This is a genomic window from Vibrio sp. R11-SG3-ISO9 (genome assembly GCF_059834255.1).
Window position 1 is genome coordinate 24,527 of record NZ_JCBDGU010000012.1, and the last position, 18,043, is coordinate 42,569.

Sequence of the window (18,043 nt, forward strand, 5' to 3'; positions counted from 1 at the left end):
CTCTTCTCGTAATTATGGTGCAACGTTATCAAAATAACCTTCTAACGCCTCAAGCTGCAGATCACCTGCTTCGAGTGCGTTGAAGGTACGGCGAAACTCACTCGCTTGTTCGTGTTCTTTTAGGTACCAACCTACATGCTTACGAGCAATGCGCGGGCCTAAAAACTCTCCATAAAACTCATGTAGAGCGTGAACATGACCAAGCATGATGTCCTTCACTTCCGAAGTTGGGAGTGGGTCCATCGTGGTGCCGTTTTCCAAATAGTGGTGGATTTCCTGGAAAATCCAAGGACGTCCTTGGGCAGGACGGCCAATCATTAAAGCGTCAGCACCGGTGTACTCCAGTACAAACTTCGCCTTCTCAGGGCTATCGATATCACCGTTAGCGATAACCGGTATAGAGACGGCTTGTTTCGCCGCTTTAATGTGTTTGTATTCGGCCTCACCTTTGTACATACAAGCACGAGTTCTCCCGTGAAGGGCAAGCGCTTGAATGCCGCAGTTTTCGGCTATTTTAGCGATTTGGACACAGTTTCTATTGTCTGTGTCCCAGCCTGTACGAGTTTTCAACGTCACTGGAACGTCAACCGCATTTACTACAGCCTTCAAGATCTCTTCAATAAGATCCGGATATTGTAGTAGTGCGGAGCCCGCAAGCTTCTTATTCACTTTTTTTGCTGGGCAACCCATGTTGATATCGATGATTTGAGCACCGTTCTCAACGTTGAATTGCGCAGCCTCGGCCATAAGCTGTGGATCTGCACCAGCGATTTGTACTGAACGAATGCCCGATTCGCCTTCATGTACCATACGCTGCTGAGACTTCGACGTTTTCCAAACCTTAGGATTAGAGGACATCATTTCACTGACTGCCATCCCCGCACCATAGCGAAGACACAACTCACGGAATGGTCTATCCGTTACGCCAGCCATTGGGGCGACGATTAGATTGTTCTTAAGTTGATAATTTCCGATTTTCAAAACGTCATCACAGTTCTGTACCAGCAAGGGCGCGCATTTTACGCATTTTTTTGCTGCGTGAAAAGACTAATATTTGAGCATTTACAATTTGTTTTTGTAATTTGCATAAAATTCAGTCAATTAGCGCTCAAAGTCTTATCTAGCCTTGCTTGCGACCAGAGATTCGACACCACTCTTGCTGCTCGATAATCGGATCAATGTGAAGTTCATCACGGTAATAAGTTGCAACGTCTTCCGCTTGTGTATCTAAAACACCCGACATCGCAAGTACACCGTCTTCTTTTACTAGACCCTTAATGATGCCTGAAAGTTCACGTAGTGGACCGGCAAGGATGTTAGCAACCACAACATCGGCAATCAGGCCTTCTGGCTGATCTTGAGGAAGGAACACTTCTAATTGGTCAGCAACGCCATTGCGCTCAGCGTTGTCTTTTGATGCCAGTAGAGCCTGCGGATCAATGTCGATCCCGATAACTTTTGCTGCACCGAGTTTGATCGCTGCGATCGCTAGGATGCCAGAGCCACAACCGAAGTCGATCACTGTCTTACCTGACAGATCTAGACCTTCTAACCACTCTAAACAAAGTGCTGTTGTTGGGTGAGTACCCGTACCAAACGCTAGACCTGGGTCAAGCATTACATTTACCGCGTCCGGCTCTGGGATATCTCGCCAGCTTGGGCAGATCCATAGGCGCTCACCGAACTTCATTGGGTGGAAGTTATCCATCCATTCACGTTCCCAGTCTTTGTCCTCGATTTGCTCAACTTTGTGAGCGAAATCCGCAGGGAACATGTTGCTTGCTTTGATTTGTGCTAGAACGGCGCTGGTATCAATTTCAGCGTCGTATAGAGCTAGGATATCCGTATCACCCCAAAGTCGCGTCTCACCCGGCAGAGGCTCAAATACAGGGGTATCTTGTGCATCAAGGAAAGTGACAGAAAGAGCACCAGTCTCTTCCATCAACATGTCGCCGATCTGTTCGGCATTTTCGTTGGTCGCATTAAGCTTGATTTGAATCCAAGGCATGGGTATGTGCTCTTAACAATGGTTGAAAATGAATTGGGCGCAGAGTTTAGCAGATTTAATGAGCGATTACCCTCAATTAAAACTGCCGTTCCAGATATAAGTAAGCCCAGTGTTCGCGATGAACACTGGGCTAGCAGATAGTTGAAATGGTCATTAGTCGTCTAAACTGATTGCTGATACGCTGGTGGGTGCGACAGGATCGTCAATCGCAACAAGCGTTGTGATTGAACCGCCAGTGAGGTCGAGCATTACTGGCCCAATAGCGATGGTGCTAGGGGTATTGGCTGGCGTGATCATTATGTATACCGTGCCAGGCATTACGGGCAGTAAACCGCTATCTCCTTTGTAAGGGATATCTTCTAGAATCACATCGTCAGAACTTGGAGTCGCGTCAGCACTCACATAAATGTCGACAATGCCTGCCAACGTAGAGGCGTGAATCGCTCGCAGTTTGGCTTCTGTCGCGATTCTTCTAACATCATCTTCAACGACGTAAAGCTCATCATTGCTAACGCCATCCCCCAGGTTACCAATAGCCAAGGCGGTGTAGGTTGTATTCGCGGTAAGTGAAGCTGTTAGACCGAGGGCACTGACGATGCTGACAGGGCTGCTGCCGTTAACAGCTACCGCGAAGTCTGTCGATGCGGCATCAAGTGCTAGATAGTCTGTTTTGCCCTTGTACATTAGGTTAAATAGGGGCGAACCACTGACTGGGGCTGTGCCATTGACCCACATATCGACGCCTGGGGCATCTGAAATGGTGTGTACCACGCGAACATCTGCGCCGCTATTAGTGTCTTGCACCGTTAGCGAGCCGCTGCCTGTATCCACTAGCAGAGTTACTGGTGACGCGCCTGCTGTGGTGTTATTGGTTGCCGCGACAAACCAGTCCGCTCCGGCAGGTACCGCTATTGAGCCGGAATCGAAAAACACTTGAGTTGGGTCAGATGGATCCGTGATGCGCACTTGGTAGGTATCTGCAGGTACGTTCATTACATCGGTTACGCCTAGAAATGAAACGTCATTGGCGAAAGGCGTTGCAGTTGTGAGGTCGGTATTGGGGGCTGTGATGAACACATCCACGGTGGGCGCATCGGGTGCAGAGTGCATCACTTGAACTCGTGCATCGGTTGGGGCCATGAAGTCCCTTGCTATGATCTGAGGCCCGAATGAATTGTCGCCGACTTTCCCTGTCGCAACAACGTTGTATTCTTGCCCAGCCATCAAATCGAGCGTTGTTGCAGGAACGACGGTCGTGGTGGTTCCATCAGCGAGAATAGCGTCAACTTGGACTGTATGGTCGCCTGGGGATACGGAAATTTGTCCTGATGATTGTTGGTAGTCAACATTTTGTAGAGCAGGTTGCCCGTCAAGAAGCACGTTGACTTTCGGTGCGTCAGGAGCAGCATGGAAAACGCGAAGGTAAGAGGAGTCTGCTGCTGAGGTATGGTGTGAGTCATCGTTGCCGCAACCCACTATTGCAGCACTGATCGCACTCACGATTGCAAATGATTTAACCAGTTTCATTGTCTTGTCTCCAGATGATTTTTACATCACACAGATCTACGACTTGTTTGATTAAAGGATCAGAAATATCGTGGGAAGACAGAGATGAAAATGTGAATTTGACCTATTTAACTTTTTCTTTTCAGTTGCTTGTATTGATGAAATTATTAGAAATAAAAATGCCCACCGAGGTGGGCATTTCGTGATGTTCTTAAATGAACCGATTATTGAAGACCAAGTTTCTTCTCAAGGTAGTGGATGTTTGCACCACCGTGTTGGAAGTTCTCGTCGTTCATGATCGACTCTTGTAGAGGGATGTTCACTTTGATGCCTTCTACAATCATCTCACCTAGAGCATTCTTCATACGAGAGATAGCAACATCGCGGTTCTCACCGTAAGTGATCAGCTTACCAATCATTGAATCGTAGTGAGGTGGTACTGTGTAGCCTGTGTAGATGTGAGAATCCCAACGTACGCCCATGCCGCCTGGTGCGTGGAAACGCTCGATCTTACCTGGTGAAGGTAGGAACTTATCTGGGTCTTCCGCATTGATACGACACTCGATAGCGTGACCGCTGATCTTGATGTCATCTTGAGTGAAAGACAAAGGCTGACCCGCAGCAACACGTAGTTGCTCTTTGATTAGGTCAACACCGGTAACCATCTCAGTTACTGGGTGCTCTACTTGGATGCGAGTGTTCATCTCGATGAAGTAGAACTCGCCGTTTTCGTATAGGAACTCAAAAGTACCTGCACCACGGTAGCCAATCTCAAGACAAGCACGAGTACAACGCTCACCAATGTACTTACGCATTTCTGCAGTGATACCTGGTGCTGGCGCTTCTTCCACAACCTTCTGGTGACGACGCTGCATAGAACAGTCACGCTCACCAAGGTGGATAGCACCGCCTTGACCGTCAGCAATCACTTGTACTTCAACGTGACGTGGGTTTTCTAGGAATTTCTCCATGTAAACCATATCGTTGTTGAAACATGCTTTTGCTTCTGCACGTGTCATTGCGATCGCTTCAGTTAGCTCTTTTTCAGAACGTACAACACGCATACCACGACCACCGCCGCCACCAGATGCTTTGATGATTACTGGGTAGCCAATACGCTTAGCGTGAGCTTTGTTAGTTGCTTCGTCGTCGTTCAGTGGGCCGTCAGAACCCGGTACACAAGGTACGCCTGCTTTCTTCATTGCCGTGATTGCAGAAACTTTATCACCCATGATGCGGATAGTTTCAGCTTTTGGACCTACGAAGATGAAACCGCTTTGCTCAACTTGCTCAGCAAAGTCTGCGTTTTCAGATAGGAAGCCGTAGCCAGGGTGAATAGCAACAGCGCCTGTTACCTCTGCCGCACTGATGATGCGAGGGATGTTCAGGTAGCTATCGATACCACGAGCTGGACCGATACAAATAGTTTCATCTGCAAGCAGTACGTGCTTAAGGTCACGGTCAGCTGTTGAGTGAACAGCTACCGTCTTAATGCCTAGCTCTTTACATGCTCGCAGAATACGTAGTGCAATTTCACCACGGTTCGCGATTACTAATTTATCTAACATAATGAGGCTTCTCTATTATTCGATAATTACTAGAGCTTGGTCGAACTCAACTGGTTGGCCGTCTTCAACTAGGATTGCAGTTACAACGCCAGATTTGTCCGCTTCGATTTGGTTCATCATCTTCATCGCTTCAACGATACATAGAGTGTCGCCAGCGTTAACTTGTTGACCTACTTTAACGAATGGTTTTGCATCTGGGCTTGGCGCGCTATAGAAAGTACCAACCATTGGAGAAAGAACTTGGTGACCAGTTACTGCCGCTGGAGCTTCAGCTGCTTCTGGAGCCGCCGCAGGAGCTGGAGCCGCTGCAGGAGCTGGTGCTGCTACAGCTGCTGGCGCTGCTGCGTATTGAACTGGTGCTGCTGCAGGAGCAGTGCCGTTACGGCTGATGCGTACTGACTCTTCACCTTCAGAGATTTCTAGTTCTGCGATACCAGACTCTTCAACCAATTCGATCAGCTTTTTGATTTTGCGAATATCCATCGTTTCTTTCTCTTATTTGTTAATTAACCATGCTCTATGACTGGAGCTGGTGTCTATTAGTTCGGTTATGTTCGTTACTTTGACTGAAGCTTGTTAATCGCAGCGGTCAAAGCAAATTGGTAGCCTTGTGCGCCCAAGCCACAAATTACCCCTTCGGCTTTGTCTGAGAGGTAAGAGTGGTGCCTAAACGGTTCACGTGCGTGAACATTAGAAAGGTGCACTTCAATAAATGGGATTGCTACGCCAAGCAGTGCATCGCGCAGTGCCACACTGGTGTGTGTGAACGCTGCTGGATTGATAATAATAAAATCAATATTTTGGAATGCACCGTGAATGGCTTCAATTAGCTCGTACTCACGATTTGATTGTAAGTGAGATAGCTCAACGTCCTGCGTTTTCGCTTGCTCTTTCAGACCGTCAATTATCTGGTCAAGTGTTTGAGAACCGTAATGAGCAGGCTCTCTTAGGCCTAACAGGTTAAGGTTTGGGCCATTTAAAACTAGAATGCGAAACTTTGTAGACATCGTGGGGCTATCTTCCTTTATCGTGACGACGAGAGCGAATGTCCCATTTTATTTACAAATCATGCCGTTTTGCTAGAGCTAAAACGACCGATTTTAAAAATTAGAACCAGATTATAGCTAATTCAGCGCAAATCGCAGCAATTTACTGGTCTAATCTCCTAATGTAATGGTGCAGAATTGTTACCAAGTTAACAAAAAATGGGAGAAGCCTTAATTTAAGGAAGGATATTTGAGATCAAGATCAGGCATAAAAAAACCGCCACACAGGTGACGGTTTACATATGGGGGTGTTTTAAACATATCAGGTAAACATGCCCAAGTTAGGACTGTTTATCCGCAGTTTTATGCAAGCTCAGCTTTTTCTGCGATGAGCTTGTCAACCACACTTGGGTCAGCAAGCGTAGAAGTGTCGCCAAGGTTGCCTGTATCACCTGTTGCAATCTTACGTAGGATACGACGCATTATCTTACCAGAACGCGTTTTCGGTAGAGAGTCTGTCCAGTGCAGTACGTCTGGTGTCGCAATCGGACCGATCTCTTTACGTACCCAGTCTTTCACCTCTTTATGCAGTTCAGCCGTTGGGAACTCACCGTCATTTAGGGTGATGTAAGCGTAGATCGCTTGGCCTTTGATGTCGTGAGGAATACCCACAATTGCAGCCTCTGCAATCTTATCGAATGCAACCAGCGCTGATTCAATCTCTGCCGTACCCATACGGTGGCCAGATACGTTCAGTACGTCATCAACACGGCCTGTGATCCAGTAGTAACCATCTTCATCACGACGAGCACCATCACTAGTGAAGTACATGCCTTTGAAGGTTGAGAAGTAAGTCTGCTCGAAGCGCTCATGGTCGCCATAAACAGTACGCATTTGACCAGGCCAAGAATCTAGAATCACTAGGTTACCGTCGGTTGCGCCTTCAATGATGTTGCCCATGTTATCGACTAGTGCAGGTTGAACGCCAAAGAATGGGCGAGTCGCTGAACCTGGCTTTAGGTCCGTTGCGCCCGGAAGAGGAGCAATCAAGATACCGCCCGTTTCGGTTTGCCACCATGTATCAACAATCGGAGAGTTTTCGTTACCAATTGTTTTGTAGTACCACTCCCACGCTTCTGGGTTAATTGGTTCACCTACCGAGCCCATGATACGTAGGCTGCTACGTGTGGTGCCTTCAACCGCTTCGTTACCTTTCGCCATCAGAGCACGAATCGCTGTTGGCGCCGTGTATAGGATGTTTACTTGGTGCTTATCAACCACTTCACTCATACGGCTAGTATTCGGGTAGTTTGGCACGCCCTCAAATAGGATTGTCTTAGCGCCGTTCGCCAGTGGGCCGTAGATTAGGTATGTGTGGCCAGTGATCCAACCCACATCCGCGGTACACCAGAAGGTTTCGCCTTCTTGGTAATCAAATACATACTTGAACGTCATTGCCGCGTAAACTAGGTAGCCACCTGTTGTGTGTAGAACACCTTTAGGTTTACCTGTTGAACCAGATGTGTAGAGAATGAATAGAGGGTCTTCTGCTTTCATCTCTTCTGGTGGGCACTCTGAAGATACGTTTGCTGTTGCTTCATGCCACCAAACATCACGATGCTCGTGCCAATCAATATCACCACCAGTACGTTTCATAACGATGACTTTTTGAATGGTTTTCACTTCTGGGTTGGTCAGAGCTTCATCGACATTCTTCTTAAGAGGAACGGCACGGCCGCCACGAACACCTTCATCAGCGGTGATCACAACCTTAGAATCAGAATCGATAATACGGCCTGATAGTGCTTCTGGTGAGAAGCCACCAAATACCACAGTATGAACTGCACCGATACGTGTACAAGCAAGCATCGCAACCGCCGCTTCTGGCACCATTGGCATGTACAGACATACTACGTCGCCTTTTTGCACGCCTTGCTCTTTAAGTGCGTTAGAGAACTCACACACTTCTTTGTGCAGTTCGTTAAAAGTCAGCGTCTTGTCGTCAGCTGGGTCATCACCTTCCCAGATGATTGCCACGTCGTCACCGCGCTCAGCAAGGTGGCGGTCAATACAGTTAGCAGACACGTTGAGTGTGCCATCTTCAAACCAGCGAATGTCGATGTGACCTGGGTCAAATGAAGTGCTTTTCACTTGGGTGAAAGGCTTAATCCAATCTACGATTTTTCCATGCTCGCCCCAGAAACCTTCAGGGTCAGAAACAGATTGTTGGTACATGGCTAGGTAAGTGTCATTATCCGCGTGCGTATTTGCTTTGATGTTTTCTTTTACCGGATAAACGTGGGCTTCACTCATTGCATCTCTCCTTGTGCCTACATTCCTAATGAATTGGCAACTTCCTTTATGTTCAGTTTCTAAGTCAAGTTAGTGGACTGTCGTTGTGTTATCACTGTCGGCTAGCAGAGCCATTTCCACAATTAGACTTTAGGATGAGAAGCGTGTTTCTACTTAAAAAATAGCGAGTTAAGTGTTTTTTTGAGAGTTAGATCGTTTCAATTATTTACGCGGGTTGATTTATGAATAAGACGAGTTGAAGCGTGGTAGATCACCATGTTGAAGGCGCACAAATATCAGTGCGGCCGAGATAGCGTCTTGTAATGCATCATGTTTATTGGTGGGCAGCGGTAGGTCGAGCTGGCGACAGATGGTATCGAGGCTTAGATCGAAATAAGCATTTGGCAGGTGTTTTTCGAGCTTTTCTTGATAGAGCTGACTAACTTCTACTAATGGATTAGGCATAGGGAAGCCAAAATGTTTTAAACACGCTTTATCAAGAATCTTTTTGTCATAGCGGATGTGATAGCCCACCAAAGGTCGATTACCGATGAAGTCGAGCAGTGCGCTGATGGCTTGCTTCTCTTCGACCCCATGTTTGAGGTCTTGGTGTCGAATGCGATGGATTTTTATCGAGTTAGAATCTAAAGATTGAGGTGCTCTTAGTCTGACCTCAAACGGCTGACTGGTGATGATGCGGTTACCGACAATCTTGGTCGCTGCAATTGAGACTAACTCCGCTTGATTTGGATCGAGGCTGGTGGTTTCACAATCGAGTGACACCAACTCTTGTCCTGAAGTGGTGGTGAAGAGATCCCGATAGGGCGACCCCTTGAGTTTTCGATACCAGTAATAGCGTACTAATCGGTTCATGGTGATCTAATCCCTAATTTGGTAGTGATAGCCCAACCATTGCTTAAACTTTTTCACGACGTGCAAACTGTGCCTTAATAGATCTCGGTCTGCGCGCTCCATGAGCTTCACGTCGAGTTTATTACTGCTGTGCTGCTGCGATAAACGTTGTGATAGACGCCATTTGAAGAACTGTTTGAGTGCTTCGCTGAGGTTGTCTGCAGTGCTTCGTTCAAGAACATTCTTTTCCACTAGCGCTTCGATGCGTTCGAAGGTGTTGTTAACACTGATGCCGTGCTCAAGGCTGAGTGCTCTTACACCATGAACGATAGGGAAAATGCCTCCCTGTTTTATGTCTAACCCTGATTTAGATGCTTTCACGTTACCAAACAGAGATAGCGGTACAGAGAAGTTCAAGGCAGGGCGGCAAAACTCTGTGAGTATGAGCTCTTGTCCCACCATTAAATCTCTCAAATGATCTTTAACAGGTTGCAGTAGCTCTCGATTGCCCGCGACTGCATGAGCGTCTGCCATGATGGCGATGTCCATGACCGTATCGGGAGTCGCCTTCTTCACCCATTGGGACAGTGTTTCCTTCCAGCCTTGTTGTGAGTGCACCCACTTCGGATTATTCACCATCACATTGCCCGGGCAGAGCGGGTAGCCTAACTGCTGCAGGGTATGAGTCAGCTCAGCCATGACCTCTTCACAGTGATGCCATTCTAAACCGTCTTGAATGATCAGCGCGTTGTCTTGGTCTGTTTTGAGTATCTGTTCTCCTCGTCCCTCTGAGCCGAGCACAATCAGGCAGCAGTGGTTTTGCAGTGCCGGAGGCAAAATCAGTTCAAAAGCTTTCTCGATAATCTGCTCGTTAACCGCAGAGATCAGTTCCATGATAAAGCGCGTTCGAATGCCATTGCTGATTAAGCTCTCAACCAATTGACGCTGTTTGTTGGAGGCCATGGCCAACTCTTCGATGCTGGTGGCGCGGGCAATTCGCAGAGTCAGTACATGAGAGTGGGTCGAGAAGGCACTCAATATCTGTGTCATATCGAGCATGCCGACCGCTTCTTGCCCATCACAAACCATCAAGCGTTTTACCCGATTACGCGTCATATTAATCATGGCGTTAAACAGGAAATCACCATCATTGACATGCAAAACAGGGAAGGTCGCTATCTCACCGACGGGCGCATCAAGGGGGTAATCCTCGAGCATCACAGCGTGCAATAAATTGGTCCGTGTGACGATAGAGTAGGGCAGGGTACATGATGATCCAAAAGCTTTTAGATCATCATAGGCCAAACGAACTAAAGCCGAGTCGAGCCCTTGCTCCTTAAGGGTTCTTGTTACCTCATTGATAGGTTGGTTAGGCTCTAGGATCAGAGGTGGGTGATAAATCGAATCGTCGACTTTGGTTAGGATAAATTCAGCCAAGTTTTGCTGCTGTTTAGCGGCCTCTATGAGCTCTTTACGTTTGGCTAGGTTGTTATCAAAGTAGGCAGCAAACTGGCCATTTGCATTGTAGAGCTCGAGGAATACATCGGTGGGAAGCAGGTAGCTGAGGGTATCTTCTAGTGCAATGTATTGGTGTTTGGTGTGAGGCTCAAATTGACTACGAACATCAAAGATATCGTCGTTTGCATAGTGGGCGTAAATCTCCCCATCTTGGCTAGCACGCTCCTCTACGGCACCTTTAATTAAAATATGCAGATGACGACTTGGGCGATCCGCTTCGAGAATGGTCTCTTGAGCACGATAGTAAACCACGTCGAGCGCAGAACGCAGGGTCAATTGTTCAGCCTCAGATAAGCTATCGAAGGGTGGGTGCTGCATATTAAATTTATCAGGCATAAGCGTCGCAGATAGAGTGAAGAACCTAAAGTTAAGTCTGACAAAAACTCACTGAAGCTCCAGACGACTTTAGTCTAAACGTGCGATTTTCCTCGGCGATACAGTCATTGATAACACGGAAACTCAAAGCAGCAATTATTCCCTTTTTCATATGATTGCGTAGAGGCATAATCTCCGCTGCCTCTCTGCAATCGTTTATATAGGTATATGTATGTTTAACCCTTCCCCGTATGGATGGATATCTCAGTATTTCATCGGTTTCTTTTTCGCTTACGGTGTCTATCTGCCGTTTTGGGCATTATGGTTCGAAGACCAAGGGGTTTCGGCAGGTGATATTGGTGTATTGATCGGTGTGGGTTTTGCGACGCGATGTGTGGCGAACCTTTTGATTACTCCACGTGTCCATAAAGCGGAGCACTTAATGCCTGCTCTGCGCTGGCTCAGTTTAGCGGCACTGATTTTCGTCGCGTTTCACTTCTTTACCGGTGGTAGCTTCCTATTAATGCTGCTAGCAACCATCTTATTTAATCTCTGTTGCGGGCCAGTTGTTCCGTTGTCCGACGCAATGGCGAACTACTACAGTCGACTTAAGGTGTTGGATTATGGCCGCACACGACTTTGGGGTTCGGTTGCATTTATTGCTGGCTCGACCGTGGTTGGTTATCTGGTGGCACAGTTTGGCACCGATATGATCTTGTATACGGCATTGGCTGGGGTGTTTGTATCTCTGATACTGGCAATGAGAAACCCGAACCTGATGCCAGTGACGCAATCCGAACAGCACCAAGTACGTCCAAAGTTAGGAGCGTTGATGCGTGAGCGCTCGGTTGTGAAGTTCCTTGCGTTGATGGCGTTATTGCAAGGTAGTCACGCTGCTTACTACAGTTTTAGTGCTATTTATTGGAAGGAAGCGGGCCACTCCGAAGCCATTATCGGCTACTTGTGGAGCTTAGGGGTCGTGGCGGAAGTGGGTGTGTTTGCATTAAGTAAGCGTCTCTTCTCTGGCATGGCACTCAGAACGCTATTTGTTATTGCTGCACTGGGTGTGATTGCGCGTTGGGGTATTACGGCATCGACAACCGATATCTTTGGTTTGGTATTAGTACAGTTGCTGCATGGTGTGACATTCGCAATGGCGCACATTGCTGCCATTCAGTACATCCAATCTGAAGAAGAGAATAAGATGGTGGCACTGCAAGCGCTCTATAATGCGATTCCGCTTGGTGCGTTTATCGCATTGATGACCACTCTGAGTGGTTGGGGTTATGAATTGTGGGGCGCGAACATTTTCTGGGTGATGGCTGCAATGGGTGTGCTGGCTCTGTTTATTAAGTTGGATGAGCGCAGTTCCGTGGTCGACGTCGAATTGGAAGCTGCGACAGCTAAAGCAGAGAATTAGAGCCTGAAGCACAGAAATTAATCGACCTGATTGTGTTGCTGACACTTCCTTAGTTAAATGAAACCTCTCCCTTATGGAGAGGTTTTTTTATGGAAGAAAAGGGTTCGCAATGCAAGGATGGATCGTAATCCCCGTCTCACTCGCCTATCTCGGGGTGTTATTTTTAATTGCTTGGTATGGAGATCGGCAAACTCGCTGGTTGTCACGCTGGCGACCATGGATCTACAGCTTATCAATTGCGGTTTACTGTACCTCGTGGACCTTCTACGGCACAGTGGGGCAGGCCAGTAATAACCCGTGGTCTTTTCTTCCTATCTACATAGCCCCAATTCTGGTTTTTACTTTGTGTTGGCGGATCTTGGCGCGGCTTATCGTCATCGCCAAGCGCGAACATATCACCTCGATTGCTGACTTCATTGCCGCTCGTTATGGCAAATCACAAGGGCTCGCGGTCACGGTGACGATTATTGCTGTAGTGGGGATTCTGCCTTACATAGCACTGCAGCTGCGTGGTATTACCATGGGGCTCGATATTGTTGCTCCGAGTCTGGCGCAAGATTTTGGTTATCAGGACTACCACGTTTCTTGGTTTGTGGTGGGCGCTTTGGCCATCTTCACTATGTTGTTTGGTACCCGTCATATCGATAACACGGAACACCACCGTGGGATGATGATGGCGGTCGCGTTTGAGTCGATCGTCAAGCTGGTGGCTTTCTTAATTGTCGGGCTGTTTATCATCTACCTGGCGACCAGTAGCGATAAGATTGATCTGCTTGAAGTCGCTGCGCAGACTTATGAATCCCCTAATATTCCCACTCTTATTATCCATACTGTGCTGACGATGTTGGCAATTGTCTGTCTGCCAAGGCAGTTCCATACCATGGTGGTTGAGAATGAAAGGCCGCAAGATCTGCATACCGCGCGCTGGCTGTTCCCTGTTTATTTGATTCTGATGGGGCTGTTTGTGCTGCCAATTGCATGGGCAGGGCAAGGGTTGTTGACGGGGATGCCTGCCGATACCTATGTAATTAGTTTGCCAATGGCAGAAGGGGCCAACAACATTGCTTTGCTGGCCTTTTTAGGCGGCACGTCAGCGGCGAGTGGCATGGTGATCGTTTCTACGATTGCACTGGCGATCATGGTCTCCAATGATCTGGTGATGCCGTTATTGCTGCGCCGTATGCGACTAACGCAGAGAACCCATCGACACTTCTCTGGGTTGCTGCTGGTGATTCGTCGTGCGCTCATCCTATTGTTGCTGCTGGGGGCGTGGGGCTTCTATCAAGCATTAGATAGTATCCACTCACTCTCTGCGATAGGTTTTCTCTCGTTTGCGGCGATCGCACAGTTTGCGCCAGCCCTGATTGGGGGCATGTACTGGCGTTTGGGTAACCGTAAAGGTGTCTATGTTGGTCTGTTGTTTGGTTCTATTATTTGGCTGATCACCTTAATGAGCCAAACCAGCATGCTGGCGGGCGACCAAGAGAGCAATTTGTTGTTGTGGCTGATCACGCCACCCGACCTGTTAGCCAACTGGGATGTCAGTAGCTCTAACTGGGGGATTGTGCTTAGTATCACCGTGAATACACTCTGTTATGTAGTGATATCCCTATCGACAAGGCCAAGCCTAAGTGAGCGCTTACAATCAGCAGCATTCGTTGGTGCGCCTTTGCCTGAAAACGAAAACATGAGTCTTTACCAGAGTCGTGTGACGGTTGCTGAGCTAGAGATGCTCGCCTCACGGTTTGTGGGACGTAAGCGCGCGAAAAGTGCCTTTCAGGCGTATTGGCAGCAACAAGGTCGACCACTACTGCCCAATCAACAATCACCTGCCAGTTTGATTCGACATGCTGAACGTGTGCTTGCCGGTGTATTTGGTGCCTCTTCTGCTAAGTTAGTACTTACTTCCGCTCTGCAGGGCAGAAATATGCAGCTAGAAGAGGTTGCGACCATCGTTGATGAAGCCTCTGAACTGTATGATTTCAGTCGTGGCTTGTTGCAAGGGGCGATTGAACATATCGGTCAAGGCATTGCGGTAGTCGACCAACAACTACGTTTAGTGGCATGGAACCAGCGTTATCTTGAGTTGTTCGTGTTCCCTAGTGGACTGATTCAAGTTGGTAGGCCAATTGCCGATGTGATTCGACACAATGCGGAGCAGGGATTATGTGGGCCCGGCGATCCAGAAGACCACGTTAAGCGACGCATCTTCCACCTTGAGCAAGGCACCCGTCACACCTCTTCGCGGGTAAGGCCAGATGGCCGCGTAATTGAAGTACAAGGTAACCCGATGCCAAGTGGCGGGTTTGTGATGAGCTTTACCGATATCACGGTATTTAGACAAGCGGAGCAGGCGCTGAAAGACGCCAATGAGAGCCTAGAAACTCGTGTTCACGAGCGTACCCAAGAGCTTGAAAAACTCAACCAGCGTTTGGTGAAAGCTACTCAAGTATCAGAACAAGAGTCACAATCTAAATCGCGTTTCTTGGCGGCAGTGAGCCACGACTTGATGCAGCCATTGAATGCGGCGCGCTTGTTTGCTTCTTCACTGTCAGAAGTCGCGAAAGAGCAAGAGGTTAAGCAGCTCTCTTCGCATATCGAGAGTGCACTTGGTGCGGCAGAAGACTTGATTGGTGATCTGCTTGATATCTCGCGCTTGGAATCGGGCAAGTTAGAAACCAATGTCCATAGTTTCGCTATTAATGATGTGCTGTCCAACCTGAATGCAGAATTTAGCGCTTTGGCAGGGCAACAGAATATCGATTTCCACATGGTGCCGTCATCGCTGTTTATTCAATCCGATCCCAAACTACTGCGTCGCGTGATTCAGAACTTTTTGACCAATGCGTTCCGCTACAACCCAAGCGGTAAAGTTGTATTGGGTGCACGGCGCGTGGATAGCCGAGTGCGTATTGATGTATGGGATAACGGCACTGGTATCGATGAAGATAAACAGCAAGAGATCTTTGAAGAGTTCACTCGTGGTAGCCAAGTTCGTTCAGATCAAGGCTTAGGTCTTGGCTTAGCGATTTCAAAAGGGATCGCACACGTTCTTGGACATGAAATCTCGATGCGCTCTTGGCCAGATGAAGGCAGCGTATTCTCGATTACCTTGCCTCGAGCTGAGAAGGTGGTTACTGCACCGCAAGTGGCAGCACCGACTGTCAACAGTGAGATTGCCCAACTGAAAATCCTGTGTGTGGATAACGAGCGAGACATTCTGGTCGGCATGGAGAACCTGATTGGTCGTTGGGGGTGCGATGTGCGAACTGCAGGTGATCTAGTTGAAAGCTTGAAGTGTCTGGAAGACAGTTGGCAACCAGATGTGATCTTCTCGGATTATCGACTCGACAATGGGCGCACCGGCCTCGAAGTTCTGCAGCAGTGTCGCTTGAGACTGGGTGATAGTTTCGAAGGGGTGATTATCAGTGCGGATCGTACTGATGACATGCTAGCGGCGATCAAAGCGCATGGTTTCAGCTTTATTGCTAAGCCAGTTAAGCCACTCAAGCTAAGAGCGGTACTCAATCGTGTCGCTTAATTAGTATTTGGATCATAGTAGGCCAAAAGCGAAGCCAACTGCTGGCTTCGCTTTTTTATTGGGCTTTACTTAGCCGGCAATTCCGCCTTTAGTCAGCTGACTTGGGTTCAATAAGCTTGCTAGCTCATCACGTGGGATGTCGGTTTCACGCTCGGCTACATCTAAGATTGGCAGGCCTTCTTTATACGCCTTTTTGGCGATGTCTGCGGCTTTTAGGTAACCAATAACTGGGTTGAGCGCCGTCACTAGAATCGGGTTCTTCGCGAGGGCTTCATCAAGGTTATCTTGACGAACGGTGAAGGTAGCTACGGCTTTATCTGCCAGTGCCACCGAGCTGTTGCTCAGTAGTTCGATGCTCTCAAGCACATTGTGTGCAATGACAGGTAGCATCACATTGAGTTGGAAGTTGCCAGATTGACCTGCGACTGTGATGGTGGTGTCGTTACCAATCACTTGCGCTGCCGCCATTGCTGCTGCTTCTGGAATCACAGGGTTTACTTTGCCTGGCATGATAGAAGAGCCTGGCTGCAGAGCTTGCAGTTCAATTTCGCCAAGGCCAGCCAGTGGGCCAGAGTTCATCCAGCGAAGATCGTTTGCGATCTTCATGATCGCAACTGCTGCGGTTTTAAGCTGTCCAGATAGGGCAACGATCGCATCTTGGCTGCTGAGATTAAAGAAGAAGTTTTCGCTCGAACTGAACTGCAATTTCGTTGTTTGAGATAGGTTGTGTGCGAAGGCATCTGCAAATCGCGGATCGGCGTTGATCCCGGTTCCGACGGCTGTTCCACCCTGAGCGAGTGCTTTTACTGCCTCCAAGCTCGATTCAATGCCTTGTTTTGCATGGTCAATTTGGAATTTCCAACCACCTAATTCCTGAGCGAGAGTGATTGGCATGGCATCCATTAGATGAGTGCGACCTGTCTTGACCACATCGGCAACCTGCATCTGTTTAGTGGCTAACACATCTGACAGGTGTGCAAGGGCTGGCAGTAGTTGCTTCTCTACCGTTAATGCCACGCTGACTTGGATTGCTGTCGGTACAACATCATTACTACTTTGACCCATATTTACATGGTCATTCGGGCTGACATCGCCTTGAAGTGCGCGTGAAGCCAGCGTTGCGATAACCTCATTGGCATTCATGTTCGAGCTGGTGCCTGAACCCGTTTGATAGACATCGACAGGGAACTGTTCCAGGTGTTGGCCATCAATGATCTCTTGGCTCGCATCGATAATTGCATGAGCAATATCGCCCTCAAGATGACCCAATTGTGCATTGGTGTTAGCGGCTGCTTGTTTGATGAAAGCGAGCGCTTGAATGAAGCTTGCAGGCATTGTGTGCGAACTGAAAGAGAAGTTATCAGCGGCGCGCTGGGTTTGTGCTTGGTAAAGTGCATTGGCTGGCACTTTTACTTCACCCATGCTGTCTTTTTCGATTCGAAATTCTTGGGTCATGCTGGATCCTTGTTAGCCAAGTGGAGCTTGGACTTGTTGTAGGGTTTGTTGGAGCGGTAAATACTTCTGTTTACCGTTAGGTTGTTGGTAGTAATGACGCTTTAAACAAAATAGAGGCGTGTGAATCAAATCAAGGCAAACACGACGAAAGGTCAGGCTGCGTTGTGGTGATTCGATGGCTTCTATTAGGTGAAAGAACAGCTGACGGAGGAACAGCTCGCACAGCAGAATGTTTTCATGCTCACTATCTTTTTCATACTGAAGCGCAAGCTCTAGACTACAGTCAATGTAGCTTTGGATTGTTGATGGCTCGTATCCCTCAACCACATCGGAAGCGAGAAAACGGTCTTGTGCTTTGTAAAAAGTGGAATAGATAAGTTGCTGTTGCTGCATTAATCTCTCACCATCGTTAATTAGATGTTAATGATAATTATTATCAAATGATATGTTAAAAACAACCCTTTCTTTTCATAAATGGCGGGACAAAAAGAAAAAGCCGATACATGACGCATCGGCTTTCTGAGAACCAGTACCTAATCCCTACAATGTAAGCACTGGTTTGTTTTAGTCTCTTGCGAGAGT

General features: G+C 47.9%; 13 protein-coding genes. 2 read left to right on the top strand and 11 right to left on the bottom strand.

Features of this window, described 5'->3' with window-relative positions; all coding sequences use genetic code 11:
• Nucleotides 1-12 precede the first annotated feature (12 nt).
• The 9 genes from dusB to AC6R05_RS04615 all read right to left on the bottom strand — a co-directional run bounded on the left by dusB (nt 13) and on the right by AC6R05_RS04615 (nt 11,066).
• Entirely contained in the window at nt 13-981 is a 969-nt protein-coding gene (gene dusB / locus AC6R05_RS04575; protein ID WP_172974252.1) for a tRNA dihydrouridine synthase DusB, read from the bottom strand.
• Between the two features lie 139 nt (nt 982-1,120).
• The gene (gene prmA, locus AC6R05_RS04580; protein WP_150893190.1) at nt 1,121-2,008 is read right to left on the bottom strand and encodes a 50S ribosomal protein L11 methyltransferase; all 888 of its coding nucleotides are present in this window, start codon (nt 2,006-2,008) and stop codon (nt 1,121-1,123) included.
• A gap of 153 nt (nt 2,009-2,161) precedes the next feature.
• A complete protein-coding gene (locus tag AC6R05_RS04585) occupies nt 2,162-3,535 on the bottom strand; it encodes a DUF4397 domain-containing protein (protein ID WP_500646698.1) in 1,374 nt (457 codons plus the stop codon).
• A gap of 203 nt (nt 3,536-3,738) precedes the next feature.
• A complete protein-coding gene (gene accC / locus AC6R05_RS04590) occupies nt 3,739-5,082 on the bottom strand; it encodes an acetyl-CoA carboxylase biotin carboxylase subunit (protein ID WP_032549930.1) in 1,344 nt (447 codons plus the stop codon).
• Nucleotides 5,083-5,097: 15 nt separating this feature from the next.
• A complete protein-coding gene (gene accB / locus AC6R05_RS04595) occupies nt 5,098-5,565 on the bottom strand; it encodes an acetyl-CoA carboxylase biotin carboxyl carrier protein (RefSeq protein WP_500646699.1) in 468 nt (155 codons plus the stop codon).
• A gap of 74 nt (nt 5,566-5,639) precedes the next feature.
• Nucleotides 5,640-6,089 (bottom strand): type II 3-dehydroquinate dehydratase, encoded by a 450-nt coding sequence (aroQ, locus tag AC6R05_RS04600; protein ID WP_150893194.1) that lies wholly within the window; start codon nt 6,087-6,089, stop codon nt 5,640-5,642.
• A gap of 342 nt (nt 6,090-6,431) precedes the next feature.
• Nucleotides 6,432-8,381 (bottom strand): acetate--CoA ligase, encoded by a 1,950-nt coding sequence (gene acs / locus AC6R05_RS04605; RefSeq protein WP_032549934.1) that lies wholly within the window; start codon nt 8,379-8,381, stop codon nt 6,432-6,434.
• Nucleotides 8,382-8,600: 219 nt separating this feature from the next.
• A complete protein-coding gene (locus AC6R05_RS04610; protein ID WP_500646700.1) occupies nt 8,601-9,233 on the bottom strand; it encodes a 3'-5' exonuclease in 633 nt (210 codons plus the stop codon).
• Nucleotides 9,234-9,239: 6 nt separating this feature from the next.
• On the bottom strand, nt 9,240-11,066 hold the full coding sequence (locus AC6R05_RS04615; protein WP_500646701.1) for a DUF294 nucleotidyltransferase-like domain-containing protein: 1,827 nt from the start codon (nt 11,064-11,066) through the stop codon (nt 9,240-9,242).
• Nucleotides 11,067-11,277: 211 nt separating this feature from the next.
• On the opposite strand from AC6R05_RS04615, the gene AC6R05_RS04620 reads away from it, so the two are divergent.
• Both AC6R05_RS04620 and AC6R05_RS04625 read left to right on the top strand, forming a co-directional pair.
• Entirely contained in the window at nt 11,278-12,465 is a 1,188-nt protein-coding gene (locus AC6R05_RS04620) for a 3-phenylpropionate MFS transporter (protein WP_500646702.1), read from the top strand.
• 109 nt (nt 12,466-12,574) lie between these two features.
• Entirely contained in the window at nt 12,575-16,006 is a 3,432-nt protein-coding gene (locus tag AC6R05_RS04625; protein ID WP_500646703.1) for a hybrid sensor histidine kinase/response regulator, read from the top strand.
• 69 nt (nt 16,007-16,075) lie between these two features.
• On the opposite strand, the gene AC6R05_RS04630 is transcribed toward AC6R05_RS04625, so the two are convergent.
• Nucleotides 16,076-17,461, bottom strand: coding sequence for a class II fumarate hydratase (locus AC6R05_RS04630; RefSeq protein WP_152469407.1), 1,386 nt, complete (start codon nt 17,459-17,461; stop codon nt 16,076-16,078).
• A 12-nt stretch (nt 17,462-17,473) separates the two neighbouring features.
• Nucleotides 17,474-17,854 carry a hypothetical protein gene (locus tag AC6R05_RS04635; RefSeq protein ID WP_150869401.1) on the bottom strand — a complete coding sequence of 127 codons (381 nt, stop codon included), beginning with the start codon at nt 17,852-17,854 and terminating at the stop codon, nt 17,474-17,476.
• Between the last annotated feature and the right edge of the window lie 189 nt (nt 17,855-18,043).